The sequence below is a fragment of the Rhodococcus sp. 05-339-2 genome (assembly GCF_002258965.1).
In the GTDB taxonomy this organism is placed as follows: domain Bacteria; phylum Actinomycetota; class Actinomycetes; order Mycobacteriales; family Mycobacteriaceae; genus Rhodococcoides.
In genome coordinates, this window is record NZ_NOYW01000021.1 from 460,598 (window position 1) to 473,282 (window position 12,685).

Sequence of the window (12,685 nt, forward strand, 5' to 3'; positions counted from 1 at the left end):
GTGCTGCACCTGGACATGGACGCGTTCTTCGCCTCCGCCGAACAGTTGACGCGACCCACGTTGCGGGGCCGCCCGGTTCTCGTCGGTGGCGCGGGCGGGCGGGGAGTGGTGGCCGGTTGCAGCTACCAGGCCCGCGCGTTCGGAGCGCGCTCGGCCATGCCGATGCATCAGGCTCGCCGACTGGTGGGGGCCGGGGCCGTGGTGTTGCCGCCGCGGTTCGTTCTCTACTCGGAGCTGAGCCGACGCGCCTTCGAGGCGCTGCGGGGACCCATGCCCGTCCTCGAGCAACTCTCGATCGACGAGGCGTTCGGTGAGCCGCTCGAACTGGCCGGGGCGACGGTTCGCGAGGTGGAGCAGTTCTGCGCCGGCCTGCGCGCACTGATTCTCGCCGAGACCGGGCTGGTCGCCTCGATCGGTGCCGGATCCGGAAAACAGATCGCCAAGATCGCGTCGGGACTGGCCAAGCCCGACGGCATCACCGTCGTCGCTCCGGGAATCCAGGCCGAGCTGATGGCGGCTCTTCCGGTGCGGAAGCTGTGGGGGATCGGACCGGTGGCGGGAGAGCGTTTGCGGCGGTTGGGCATCGACACCATCGGCAAGTTCGTGGCCACGCCCGAGTCCGAGGTGGCGTCGATCCTCGGGGCCACGATGGGACCGAGCCTGCATCAGCTGGCGCGCGGAATCGACAACCGAGTCGTGGCCGAGCGAGCCGAGGCCAAACAGGTCAGCGCCGAGACGACGTTCGCCCAGGACCTGATCTCTCTCGCGCAGCTTCGCCCGGCCATCGAGTCCATCGTCGACTCGACGCATCGCCGATTGCTGAAGGACGGTCGGGGTGCCAGGACGGTGGTACTCAAACTACGCAAGTCCGACATGAGCATCATAACTCGATCGGCCACGTTGCCGTACGCCACGGTGGACAAGCAGACCATCGTGGCAACGGCGCAGCGGCTTGCCGTCGATCCGGTCGATGTCGGTCCGATCAGGCTGGTCGGGGTCGGATTGGCCGGGCTGTCGGCCGTTCGGCAGGGATCGCTGTTTCCCGAACTGGAGTACGAGCCGGTCGCCGATGCGACCGAGGAGTCGCCCGCCCCGATCGAGGCCGCCGCCGATGTCGTCGTCTCGGAAGGCCCTCGGTGGCAGCCGGGTATGGATGTGCGGCATCCCGACTTCGGCCACGGCTGGGTGCAGGGGGCCGGTCACTCGGTGGTGACCGTCAGATTCGAGACTCGCACCACCGGGCCGGGAATCGCGCGTACCTTCGCGGAATCGGACGAGAACCTGGTCGTCGCCGACGTTCTCGACAGCCTCGAGTGAGTTGTGGCCTGGCTGAGGAAACTCTGTGAGGTTTCACAGGTATGCCGATCGCGTTGTGACTCGGGCGTGTCGAGCTGACATAGTGGACCAGGTCCGAGACGACCCCATTCCAGACGACCGACGAGTCACAGAACGATCGAGATGTGACTCAGAGTGAAAAGGACAAGCACTTGAAGCTTCGCAACACCCGACGGGCAATGGTTGCCGGCATCGCCATCGCCGCAGCGCTCACCATGACCGCCTGCAGCTCGGAAGGCGGTGACGAGCCGACCGCGACCACGACGGCTGTCACCACCTCTGCGGTTGCCGCTCCCGACGCCGGTGCGTACCCCCCGGTTCCGACCGTCGAAGAGCTGAACGCCGAGCTCGCCCGCGGGCTCGATCCCAACGTTCCGGTCGAGGAGAAGGCCGCCCTCATCCAGGGTGCATCCGCCGATCCGGATCTGATCAACCAGGTCGCCGCCGCTGCAGTGGCCAACAACGCCCAGATCGAAATCACCAGCATCGACGATCTCGGCACCGGCGTTCTCAATGCCGGCATCACGATCACGCTCAACGGCCAGGCCAACCCCGGCACCTTCCAGTTCGTCCCCGAGGACGGCGTGTGGAAGCTCTCCAAGGAGAACGCCTGCGGCATCGTCTCGCTCGCTCAGCTGACCAGCCCGGCGTGCCCCGCACCCTGAGTCCTGCCGATCGTCTCTGACCGACAGTAGAACTGCCGGTGGCATGTCCCCTCGGGGATGTGTCACCGGCAGTTTTTCGTGGGGCGACCGCCCGGTTCACATGCTCGGTGTCACCGATCGGATGCGCTCGACGGCCGCCTCGGCGACAGCGGTGACCGTATCGGGTTCCAGGCCACTCCGATCGGAGACGACGATCTGGACGACCGTCGAATCGACGACGGCCACCACCACGTCGGAGATCAAGGTGAACCCTTCACTGCTGGTGGTCAGGCGTACCGAGGCCGATGCGTCACCGACCGACGACTGCTCCCGGCCTTCCAGCGCATAGTCGACGCTCACACCGTCCGCATCCGTACCACTGAACGTCGTGCACCCTGCCCACGCCTGCTGAATCGCCGTGAACGCCTCGGCCGTGCCCGTATCGGAGTAGCTCGCCGCATCCTCGTCGATCGACGAGAAGTTCGGTCCCGAGAAGCGGGCGACTGCGGTAGACGTCGCCCCGCCCCGCTGCTCCGAGATCGGAGCCAGGACAGCGGCGCATTCGGCCGGGTCGGTACCGGACCTGTCGGGGGAGTCGTACTCGGGAGCCGGGTCGAGCCCCAGATCCCGGACCGGGTCGGGGATCGAGGAGAACCCGTCCGGGAGGTCGCCGAGACCCAACATCGCCGCAGCCAGGACGCCGGAGTCGGTGATGGGGGTGCCGAGCAGAGGATCGGGCGCGGGGACGGAGCTGGGTGCGGCTGCAGGGCTCGGGGCAGGCTCGTCTGCACCGCACCCGGCCGCGGCGACGCCGACCAGCGCCAGCGCCGCCAGCAGCTGCGTCGTGGTCCGCGCCGTCATCGGGCAGCCCAGCCGATGGAGTCTCCGACGGTCTGGCGCAGCACCGTCGTGCTGTCGGGATCGGTGTACATCTGCTCACCACCTGCAGTGATCGACCCGCCGACGGGGAGTGGACGGGTCAGATCGATCTCCAGCGTTCCCGAGCCGGTGAAGGTGTACGTCGCGATGTTCAGCGTGCCGGCGTTGTCCGGCAGGTTCCATGTCGACGATTCGGGCGTTTGGGTGATCGCGACGTCCAGGGTCGCTCGGTCACCGTCGAGCGCTCGCAGCGTGACAGTGCTGCGCTGGTTCAAGGTGATGCCGCTCAGTACCTGCTGATCGACCGTCCATACCGCGCCCACTCCCACCTCTGCGTCGGGGAAGTCGACGGAGCGGTACACCGCGGCGTTCAACGACCGTTCGATCGCCGCGCGGGCGGTATCGAGCGCGGCGTCGGCGGGGGTGATGTGCAGTGCGGTGATCGCTCCGGAGTCGGTGCTCGCCAGCCGCGCCGTCGAGCCCTCGGAGGCGGCGAGTGCGTCGGTCAGTCCCTCGTCGGGTGACGTCGCAGCTCCGATGGTGAGCTCGACGGATCTGGTCGCGCCGGTAGCAGCGTCGTCGTCCGGCACGGTCTCGGACGTCGACGCGGACAGGGGCACGGTCAGATCGGGACTCGAGAAGTCCTGCGGAGCACCGTTGTCGATCTGCTGCGACACGGTGGATGTGGTGGTCAGGTCCACGGTCTGCTCGTCGGAGTCGGAGGTGTCGAAAGCCAGCACGCGCCGTGGCTCGGCACCGGGGTCGACGACCGTCGTGGTCGTCGGTGTCACGGCGATCGTCACCTCGTTCGAGGACGCGGCCTGATCGGGAGCTGGATCGGAGTCGGCGTCGGTGCTCGAACATCCGGCGACGAGTGCCACTGCACAGCAGGCAGCGAGAAAACCGGAGCGGACGGTGCGGTTTCGATCGGTCGTCTTCACGCGCACCAGGCTACTGACACCGCCCGCGGTGACCGGTGGTGCGCGGCACGGATGAGGACCCACCGCCGTCCATACGCCATGATGGACAGGTGAGTGAAGACCGCGCCGACGATCCGCCAGCCGAGACGAGTAGTGTTCCGGCACCGAACGAGACCGCGGACTCGCAGGTGACCGAAGCCGACAGCGCCGAGATTGGACTTTCGAAGCCGCTCAAGACGCGGTTGCTGATCGTGATCGCGGCCGTGATTCTTCTCTTCGATCTCGTGACCAAGATTCTGGTCGTGCACTACGTCGAGCCCGGCAACCCGATCGAGATCGTCGGAGATGTCGTGACGCTGCGGCTGGTACGCAATCCCGGTGCGGCGTTCTCGATGGCCACCGGAATGACCTGGTTGCTCACCGTCGTGGCCGTCGCGGTCGTCATCGGAGTGATCAAGATCGGTCGGACGCTGCGATCGCCGTGGTGGGCACTGGGATTGGGTCTCGTTCTCGGCGGCGCACTCGGCAACCTGATCGACCGCTTCTTCCGGGCACCCGGCCCGTTCCAGGGACACGTCGTCGACTTCGTGTCGGTGGGCTGGTGGCCGGTGTTCAACGTGGCCGACTCGTCCATCGTCTGTGGTGCCATCCTGCTCGTCGTCCTGAGCCTGTTCGGGTTCGAGCCGAACGGTGAACGAGCCGGCAAGTCGAGTTCCGAGGCCGACAAGTGAGGGAATCGCGCTCGATGCCCGTCCCCGACGGCCTGGACGGAATGCGGGTGGACGCCGGTCTGGCTCGGCTGCTCGGGCTCTCGCGTACCGTCGCCGCGACCCTCGCCGAGGAGGGCTCGGTTCTGGTCGATCACGGTGCCGTCGGCAAGTCCGACCGGCTGGCCGCCGGTTCGTGGCTCGAGGTGACGCTGCCCGAGCCCGCCCGTGAGTTGACGATCGAGGCGGAGCCGGTCGAGGGGATGGAAATCCTCTACGCCGACGACGACATCGTGGCCGTGGACAAGCCGGTCGGGGTCGCTGCGCACGCCAGTGTCGGCTGGACCGGCCCCACCGTCATCGGTGGTCTCGCGGCCGCCGGATTCCGTATTTCGACCTCCGGTGCGCACGAGCGGCAGGGCATCGTCCATCGCCTCGACGTCGGCACGTCCGGGGTCATGGTGGTCGCCACGTCCGAGCGGGCGTACACCGTGCTCAAGCGGGCGTTCAAGGCGCGGACCATCGACAAGCGCTACCACGCACTGGTGCAGGGCCACCCGGATCCGAGCAGTGGAACGATCGATGCCCCGATCGGTCGACACGGCAGCAACGACTGGAAGTTCGCCGTCCGAGCCGACGGCAAGCCCAGCGTCACCCACTACGACACGGTCGAGGCGTTCCAGGCCGCGAGCTTGCTGGACGTGCACCTGGAAACCGGTCGTACGCACCAGATCAGGGTGCACTTCTCGGCGCTGCGGCATCCGTGCTGCGGCGATCTGACCTACGGAGCCGATCCGAGGCTGGCCGAACGGTTGGGCCTGGAACGGCAGTGGCTGCACGCTCGCTCGCTCGGCTTCGCGCATCCGTCCGACGGCCGCTGGGTCGAGATCGAGAGCAAGTATCCGGCCGACCTCGAGCACGCACTCGAGGTGCTTCGGAAGGCGTGATGCGCAGCAGGGGAGTCTCCGGAGTGCTCGGCGGCGTCGTTGTCGCGGCACTCGTGATCGGGGCGCTCGCCGTGATCGGGCACCGGAATCCGGTACGACAGTCGATCGTGAGTACCGACCGCCTCGGCCCGGACAGTGGCGAGCAGGTGACCGAGTACCTGGCCCGCGCCGAGGAGAGTCTGCGCAGCGACACCACCGAACCTCGATGGGGCTCGGTGTCGTTCGATCGCGAACTCACCGCCGAACAGGTTCGTACCGTCGCCGACGGGGTCCGTATCTCGCAGGTGTTGGTGCGTGTTCCGCTCGACCGCGTGCAGACTCCGATACTCACCGTGGGTGTACCCGGCAGTGAGCGCTCGGTACTGAATTCGACCGCGCGTGCAGCGAGCCTGGCGGCGGCGTCGTTCGGGGTGGGGGACCGGCAGGCGCAGATCGCCGCAGTGTCGCAGCGACGTCTGCTCGACGGGTGCGCCTGTGTGGTGACAGTGGTGGTGCGCGGGACCCCTGCCGAGTTGACCGAGCTGGCCGGCCGGCCCGATGTGCGAGCGGTGCAAGCTCTTCCGCCGGATGCGGTGTCCGGCAAGTTCGCGGTCGAGCCGCTTCTGCCGGAGTACGTCGACGTCGTCGGGCCGCTTCCGGACGACGGTCTCGTGCCGACCGAATGAGGCGATTTCTCGTCGCATCCGTCACACCCGTCACGTCCTCCCAGGACACACCGGCAGCGTGGAAAATCTGTCGGTTCGACCGCTTACAGTGAGTACGTTCGCGGCTCGTACTGTCGACAACGCACGACCTTCAGGAGAGAACCTTCGTGGCCGATTCGTTCGTTCATCTGCACAACCACACCGAATATTCGATGCTCGACGGTGCCGCCAAGATCGGGGCGATGTTCGCCGAGGCGGCGCGGTTGGAGATGACGGCAGTCGGCATGACCGACCACGGCAACATGTACGGGGCCAGCGAGTTCTACAACGAGGCCAAGAAGGCCGGAATCAAACCGATCATCGGCATCGAGGCCTACATCGCCCCGGAGTCTCGCTTCAACAAGAAGCGCGTGCTGTGGGGCGACCGCAGCCAGAAGTCCGACGACGTCTCCGGTAGCGGTGCGTACACGCACATGACGATGGTCGCCGAGAACGCCACCGGAGTTCGCAACCTGTTCAAACTGTCCTCCCTCGCCTCCATCGAAGGGCAGCTGGGCAAGTGGGCCCGGATGGACGAGGAGATCATCGCCTCGCACGCCGAGGGCATCATCGCCACCACCGGCTGCCCGTCGGGGGAGGTGCAGACTCGCCTGCGACTGGGCCAGGATCGTGAGGCGCTGGAGGCTGCCGCGAAGTGGCGCGAGATCTGGGGGCCGGACAACTTCTTCCTGGAGCTGATGGATCACGGTCTGTCCATCGAGCGACGCGTCCGCGAAGGTCTGCTCGACATCGGCAAGAAGCTCTCGATCCCGCCGCTGGCGACCAACGACTGCCACTACGTCACCAAGGACGCCGCCGAGAACCACGAGGCGCTGCTGTGCATCCAGACCGGTAAGACGCTCAGCGACCCCACCCGCTTCAAGTTCGACGGTGACGGCTACTACCTCAAGTCCGCCGCCGAGATGCGTGAGCTCTGGGACGATCAGGTGCCCGGTGCCTGCGACAGCACCCTGCTCATCGCCGAGCGGGTGCAGCCCTACGACGAGGTGTGGGCGCACCGCGACCGGATGCCGATCTTCCCCGTGCCCGAGGGGCACACGCAGGGAACGTGGTTGCGCCACGAGGTCATGACCGGGCTCGAGCGGCGGTTCCCCGACGGTCCCGGCGAGGACTACCTCGCGCGTGCGGAGTACGAGATCAAGGTCATTCTCGAGATGGGCTTCCCGGCGTACTTCCTCGTCGTCGGCGACCTGATCAACCACGCCAAGGCCGTCGGCATCCGCGTCGGGCCCGGTCGAGGCTCGGCCGCGGGCTCTCTCGTCGCGTACGCGATGGGTATCACCAACATCGATCCATTGCCGCACGGTCTGCTGTTCGAGCGATTCCTCAACCCCGAGCGTGTGTCGATGCCCGATATCGATATCGACTTCGACGATCGTCGCCGCGGCGAGATGGTCCGCTACGCCACCGAGAAGTGGGGCAGCGATCGAGTGGCCCAGGTGATCACGTTCGGCACCATCAAGACCAAGGCCGCCATCAAGGACTCCGCGCGCGTGCAGTTCGGCCAGCCCGGGTTCGGAATCGCCGATCAGATCACCAAGGCGCTGCCGCCGCCCATCATGGCCAAGGACATCTCCGTGGCCGGCATCACCGACCCGGCGCACGAGCGCTACAAGGAAGCCGTCGAGGTCAGGGCCCTGATCGACTCAAACCCCGACGTCGCGACCATCTACAAGACGGCCAAGGGGCTCGAGGGCCTGATCCGCAACGCGGGCGTGCACGCCTGCGCGGTCATCATGTCGTCCGAGCCGCTCACCGATGCCATTCCGGTGTGGAAGCGCGCGCAGGACGGCGCGATCATCACCGGCTGGGATTACCCGTCGTGCGAGGCCATCGGTCTGCTCAAGATGGACTTCCTGGGTCTGCGCAACCTCACCGTCATCGGTGACGCCATCGACAACATCAAGGCCAACCGCGGCATCGACATCGACCTCGACGCGCTCCCGCTCGACGATCCGGCGACCTTCGACTTGCTCTCTCGCGGAGACACTCTCGGCGTCTTCCAGCTCGACGGCAGCGCCATGCGCGATCTGCTCCGCCGGATGCAGCCCACCGGCTTCGAGGACATCGTCGCCGTCCTTGCCCTGTATCGGCCGGGTCCGATGGGCATGAACTCGCACAACGATTACGCCGACCGCAAGAACGGTAGGCAAGAGGTCAAGCCGATTCACCCGGAGCTCGAAGAGCCGCTCAAGGTGATTCTCGGCGAGACCTACGGCCTGGTGGTCTACCAGGAGCAGATCATGCAGCTGGCGCAGAAGGTTGCCGGCTACACCCTCGGCCAGGCCGACCTGCTGCGTCGCGCCATGGGCAAGAAGAAGCTCTCCGAGCTGGAGAAGGCCTACGCCGGGTTCCGGCAGGGCATGTTGGACAACGACTTCTCCGAGGCGGCCATCAAGGCTCTGTGGGACACCGTGCTGCCCTTCGCGGGCTACGCGTTCAACAAGTCTCACTCCGCGGGCTACGGCCTGGTGTCGTACTGGACGGCATATCTCAAGGCCAACTACCCGGCCGAGTACATGGCCGGACTGCTCACCAGCGTCGGCGACGACAAGGACAAGGCCGCGATCTACCTCGCCGATTGCCGCAAGCTGGGCATCACGGTGCTGCCACCGGACGTCAACGAATCCGAACTCAACTTCGCGTCGGTGGGCAAGGACATCCGGTTCGGGCTCGGTGCGGTCCGCAACGTCGGTACCAACGTTGTCGCCTCGATCATCAGGGCGCGATCGGAGAAGTCCAAGTACACCGACTTCTCCGACTACCTCGGCAAGATCGATGCGATCGCGTGCAGCAAGAAGGTCACCGAATCCCTCATCAAGGCAGGTGCCTTCGACTCACTCGATCATCCCCGCAAGGGCCTGATGCTCATCCACGCCGACGCCATCGACGCGGTGATGGGCACCAAGAAGGCCGAGGCGATCGGTCAGTTCGATCTGTTCGGCGGCGAGGATGCCGACGAGTCCATCTCCGCCGTGTTCAACGTTCGGGTGCCGGACGAGGAGTGGGAATCCAAGCATCGGCTCGCCCTCGAACGCGAGATGCTCGGCCTGTACGTCTCGGGACACCCGCTGCTGGGCGTCGAGCACATGCTCGCCGCGAAGTCCGACTGCAACATCCCCACCATCCTCGAGGGTGACATCAAGGACGGCACACAGGTCACCGTCGGCGGCATTCTGGCTTCGGTGAATCGTCGGATCAACAAGAACGGGCTGACGTGGGCGTCGGCTCAGCTCGAGGACCTGGCCGGCGGTATCGAGGTGCTGTTCTTCCCGCAGGCGTACTCGGTGTTCGGTGCCGATGTCACCGAGGACTCGGTGGTACTCGTCAAGGGCCGCGTGTCGGTGCGCGACGATCGAATCTCGTTGATCGCCAACGATCTTGCGGTACCCGATCTGTCCGCGATCGGCATCGACAAGCCACTCGCGGTGAGTCTGCCGACTCGGTTGTGCACGGCGGACAAGGTCGGTGCCCTCAAGCGGGTGCTGTCGAGCCACCCGGGAACCTCGGATGTGCACCTGCGGTTGGTCAGTGGCGACAAGATCACCACGATGAAGCTGGACGACAGTCTGCGCGTCACGCCGACATCGGCGTTGATGGGGGACCTGAAAGCGCTACTCGGCCCGGGCTGCCTGACGGGCTGACGCCGGTCCGGTCGAACCCAGTTCGGTCAGGCGCAGCGTCCACCAGGTGAGTACGGCGACTGCTGCGCCGGCCAGCACTGCTGCGTGCAGGGAGCCGGCGACGACGAGCGTCGCAGTGAACACGATGAACCCGAGTGCGAGGGCCTCGAGCTTGTAGACGGGCCACGCGATGCCCGCCACGTCCGCGGTACGTAGGGCCGGAGCGGGTCGACGGCTCACCTGGGTGCTCGTGTAGGTCATCGCGTTCTCCTCTGGTGCCACCGGCAGGTTCGGGTCTCCGCTGCAGGAAGTTCAGACTATACCCGCAAAAGATTCGGTGGGCCGAACTTGGGGTCCGGACCTGGCAATGTCGATGATCTCGTGGCGTGCCGACGCCTCGAGGTGTTGACTGAAAGCCATGCCATTGACAGGAGAATACGAACCGAGTTCATCCGACTGGGCCCGCAAGCAGGCCGAGCTGTACGAGAACTCCGGCGGAACCGAAGGCACGACGATGAACGGGATGCCGGTGGTGCTGCTGACCACGAAGGGCAACAAGAGCGGAAAGCTGCGCAAGTCACCGCTGATGAAAGTCGAACACGATGGTGAGTACGCCATCGTTGCCTCCCTCGGCGGTGCCCCGAAGCACCCGGTCTGGTATCACAACGTCAAGGCCGAGCCGCTCGTCGAGCTGCAGGACGGTCCGGACAAGCACGACTACATCGCCCGCGAGGTGACCGGCGACGAGAAGGCAGTGTGGTGGGAACGCTCGGTTGCCGCGTACCCCGACTACGCGGAGTACCAGAAGAAGACCGACCGCGAGATACCTGTGCTCGTACTCTCCCGCGTCTGAAACGCCGTCGGTCCGGTCGTGGAGCGGTCCCGGATGGGCAACCGTTCCACGCTGGTGGCAGCATGTGCTGGTGTCTTCATCCCCTGAACTCGCCTCCCAGCATTCACCCTCGGTAGCCGTCACCGCTGCCGACATCGATGCCGCTGCGGTGCGTATTTCTTCGGTGGTTGCTGCGACACCCCTCCAGCTGTGCGAACGGCTGTCCGCGGAGACGGGCGCAAAGGTCTACCTCAAGCGCGAAGACCTGCAGATCGTGCGGTCGTACAAGATTCGCGGCGCATACAACCTGATGGACCAGCTGACCGAGGCCGAGCGTGCGGTGGGCGTGGTGACGGCGAGCGCGGGCAACCACGCGCAGGGCGTCGCATTCGCGTGCCGCACGATGCAGGTCCGCGGTCGCATCTACGTTCCGGCCAACACTCCCAAGCAGAAGCGTGACCGCATCCGCGTGCACGGCGGCGAGTTCGTCGACCTCATCGTCATCGGCGACACGTTCGATGCCGCGGCAGCAGCTGCTGCCGAGGATGTCGCTCGTACCGGTGCCACCATGGTGCCTCCGTTCGACGACCCCCGTACCGTCGCCGGCCAGGGCACCATCGCTGCCGAAATAGTCGACCAGCTCGGTGGCGCGCCGGACGTCGTCGTCATGCCCGTCGGCGGCGGCGGATGCATCGCGGGCATCTCGAGCTACCTGCGCGAGCGCGCACCGCAGACCTCGCTGGTGGGCGTCGAGCCGTCCGGTGCCGCATCGATGACCGCCGCACTGATCGCCGGTGGTCCGGTCACGCTCGCCGACATCGATCCGTTCGTCGACGGCGCCGCCGTCCGCCGAATCGGGGACGTGCCGTATGCGGCGCTCCGGTCGTTGGGTGCCACCGTCGTCTCGCACGCGTCGTTGCCATTGCTCACTGCGCCGGTGTTCGACAGTGCGGGTCCCGGTGCGTTCTTGGTCACGCAGATCGACGAGGGCGCGATCTGCACCGCGATGCTGGCTCTGTACCAGAACGAGGGTGTCATCGCCGAGCCCGCGGGCGCACTCGCGGTTGCTGCGCTCGAGCACCTCGACATCGCCCCCGGAAGTACCGTCGTCTGCCTGGTGTCCGGTGGCAACAACGACGTCTCCCGTTACGGCGAGATCCTCGAGCGTTCTCTGGTTCACCTGGGGCTCAAGCACTACTTCCTGGTGGACTTCCCCCAGGAACCCGGTGCGCTTCGCCGATTCCTCGACGAGGTGCTCGGCCCCGAGGATGACATCACGCTGTTCGAGTACGTCAAACGCAACAACCGCGAGACCGGTGCTGCTCTGGTCGGCATCGAACTCGGGTTCGCGAGCGGATTGAGCCCGCTGCTCGAACGTATGCGGGATTCTCACCTGCACGTCGAGCAGTTGGAGCCGGGTTCACCGGTCTACCGCTACCTGACCTGATCCGGCGCGCCGGGCCTGTCGGCGCGCAGTTACCGGCCGAGAAGGCGATCGACCACCTGTCGGTGCAGGTCGGGGTCGACGCCCGGGAGATCGAGAAGGGCTCCGAGGTAGATGCCGTCACCGACGAGTCGGATGATCTCGGCCTGAACCGGATCGTCGATTTCGGTGCGAAGACCCTCGTCCCACAGCCGCATCATCTCTGTGACGGCATCTTGCACCTCGCCGGAATTGCCGTCGACGCTGCGCAACGCGGCCAGGGTCGATCGATACAGGGCGATCTCCTTCTCGGAGATGGAGTCGGGTGGTTGCAGATACCACTCGGCCACCGAGGTGCCGCCTGCTGCGGCGTCGGCGCGCTGCTGATCGGCCTGGGCACCGAGTCGTCGCACCATAGCGGCGATCAGCGCGTCCTTGGTCTTGAAGTGATAGAGCAGCCCGCCCTTGGAGACGCCTGCGGCGGCGGCGACGCTGTCGAGGGTCACTTTGGTCAAGCCGTGTTCGATCAGCATCGCTTCGAGTGCGTCGAGTATCCGGTCGCGAGTGTCCGATGACATGAAACTCACTTTACCGGCTGGACGGTTGGAGGTACGCTCGATCACTGTACCGGCTGGACGGTCGGTACTCGTCGTCGCTTCGGGACCAGTTCC

12 protein-coding genes are annotated in these 12,685 nt (G+C 66.2%); 8 read left to right on the forward strand and 4 right to left on the reverse strand.

The window, feature by feature from the left end; all coding sequences use genetic code 11:
• Nucleotides 1-15: 15 nt before the first annotated feature.
• A complete protein-coding gene (locus tag CH273_RS26660; RefSeq protein WP_442981391.1) occupies nt 16-1,317 on the forward strand; it encodes a DNA polymerase IV in 1,302 nt (433 codons plus the stop codon).
• Nucleotides 1,318-1,514: 197 nt separating this feature from the next.
• Nucleotides 1,515-2,000, forward strand: a complete 486-nt coding sequence (locus tag CH273_RS26665; RefSeq protein WP_176459229.1) for a WKL family lipoprotein — start codon at nt 1,515-1,517, stop codon at nt 1,998-2,000.
• A gap of 96 nt (nt 2,001-2,096) precedes the next feature.
• Here the strand turns inward: CH273_RS26665 and CH273_RS26670 are convergent, their stop codons facing one another.
• Together CH273_RS26670 and CH273_RS26675 are read right to left on the reverse strand one after the other, a co-directional pair.
• Complete coding sequence (locus CH273_RS26670; protein ID WP_032394374.1) at nt 2,097-2,840, reverse strand: hypothetical protein; 744 nt, start codon at nt 2,838-2,840, stop codon at nt 2,097-2,099.
• A complete protein-coding gene (locus tag CH273_RS26675; protein ID WP_230596641.1) occupies nt 2,837-3,799 on the reverse strand; it encodes a hypothetical protein in 963 nt (320 codons plus the stop codon). The genes CH273_RS26670 and CH273_RS26675 overlap by 4 nt, the downstream gene beginning before the upstream one ends.
• An 89-nt stretch (nt 3,800-3,888) precedes the next feature.
• On the opposite strand from CH273_RS26675, the gene lspA reads away from it, so the two are divergent.
• From lspA to dnaE, 4 genes are all read left to right on the forward strand, one after another.
• Nucleotides 3,889-4,509, forward strand: a complete 621-nt coding sequence (lspA, locus tag CH273_RS26680) for a signal peptidase II (protein ID WP_032394373.1) — start codon at nt 3,889-3,891, stop codon at nt 4,507-4,509.
• On the forward strand, nt 4,506-5,432 hold the full coding sequence (locus CH273_RS26685; RefSeq protein ID WP_032394372.1) for an RluA family pseudouridine synthase: 927 nt from the start codon (nt 4,506-4,508) through the stop codon (nt 5,430-5,432). The genes lspA and CH273_RS26685 overlap by 4 nt, the downstream gene beginning before the upstream one ends.
• Entirely contained in the window at nt 5,432-6,097 is a 666-nt protein-coding gene (locus tag CH273_RS26690; RefSeq protein ID WP_032394371.1) for a hypothetical protein, read from the forward strand. The genes CH273_RS26685 and CH273_RS26690 overlap by 1 nt, the downstream gene beginning before the upstream one ends.
• A gap of 146 nt (nt 6,098-6,243) precedes the next feature.
• A complete protein-coding gene (gene dnaE / locus CH273_RS26695) occupies nt 6,244-9,780 on the forward strand; it encodes a DNA polymerase III subunit alpha (RefSeq protein WP_032394370.1) in 3,537 nt (1,178 codons plus the stop codon).
• Here the strand turns inward: dnaE and CH273_RS26700 are convergent.
• Nucleotides 9,751-10,020 (reverse strand): hypothetical protein, encoded by a 270-nt coding sequence (locus CH273_RS26700; RefSeq protein WP_045194929.1) that lies wholly within the window; start codon nt 10,018-10,020, stop codon nt 9,751-9,753. The two genes, dnaE and CH273_RS26700, sit on opposite strands and share 30 nt — an antisense overlap.
• Nucleotides 10,021-10,177: 157 nt before the next feature.
• On the opposite strand from CH273_RS26700, the gene CH273_RS26705 reads away from it, so the two are divergent.
• Together CH273_RS26705 and ilvA are read left to right on the forward strand one after the other, a co-directional pair.
• Complete coding sequence (locus CH273_RS26705) at nt 10,178-10,612, forward strand: nitroreductase family deazaflavin-dependent oxidoreductase (RefSeq protein WP_032394369.1); 435 nt, start codon at nt 10,178-10,180, stop codon at nt 10,610-10,612.
• A 70-nt stretch (nt 10,613-10,682) separates the two neighbouring features.
• Complete coding sequence (gene ilvA / locus CH273_RS26710) at nt 10,683-12,038, forward strand: threonine ammonia-lyase IlvA (protein WP_032394689.1); 1,356 nt, start codon at nt 10,683-10,685, stop codon at nt 12,036-12,038.
• 29 nt (nt 12,039-12,067) lie between these two features.
• On the opposite strand, the gene CH273_RS26715 is transcribed toward ilvA, so the two are convergent.
• Entirely contained in the window at nt 12,068-12,592 is a 525-nt protein-coding gene (locus tag CH273_RS26715) for a TetR/AcrR family transcriptional regulator (RefSeq protein WP_032394688.1), read from the reverse strand.
• Nucleotides 12,593-12,685: the final 93 nt, after the last annotated feature.

What these genes read in the sequence shown, in the direction of transcription:
- CH273_RS26660 (WP_442981391.1), top strand. Translation starts at nt 16, where the DNA reads ATGGACGCGTTCTTCGCCTCCGCCGAACAGTTGACGCGACCCACGTTG.
- CH273_RS26665 (WP_176459229.1), top strand. Translation starts at nt 1,515, where the DNA reads ATGGTTGCCGGCATCGCCATCGCCGCAGCGCTCACCATGACCGCCTGC.
- CH273_RS26670 (WP_032394374.1), bottom strand. Translation starts at nt 2,840, where the DNA reads ATGACGGCGCGGACCACGACGCAGCTGCTGGCGGCGCTGGCGCTGGTC.
- CH273_RS26690 (WP_032394371.1), top strand. Translation starts at nt 5,432, where the DNA reads ATGCGCAGCAGGGGAGTCTCCGGAGTGCTCGGCGGCGTCGTTGTCGCG.
- CH273_RS26700 (WP_045194929.1), bottom strand. Translation starts at nt 10,020, where the DNA reads ATGACCTACACGAGCACCCAGGTGAGCCGTCGACCCGCTCCGGCCCTA.
- CH273_RS26705 (WP_032394369.1), top strand. Translation starts at nt 10,178, where the DNA reads ATGCCATTGACAGGAGAATACGAACCGAGTTCATCCGACTGGGCCCGC.
- CH273_RS26715 (WP_032394688.1), bottom strand. Translation starts at nt 12,592, where the DNA reads ATGTCATCGGACACTCGCGACCGGATACTCGACGCACTCGAAGCGATG.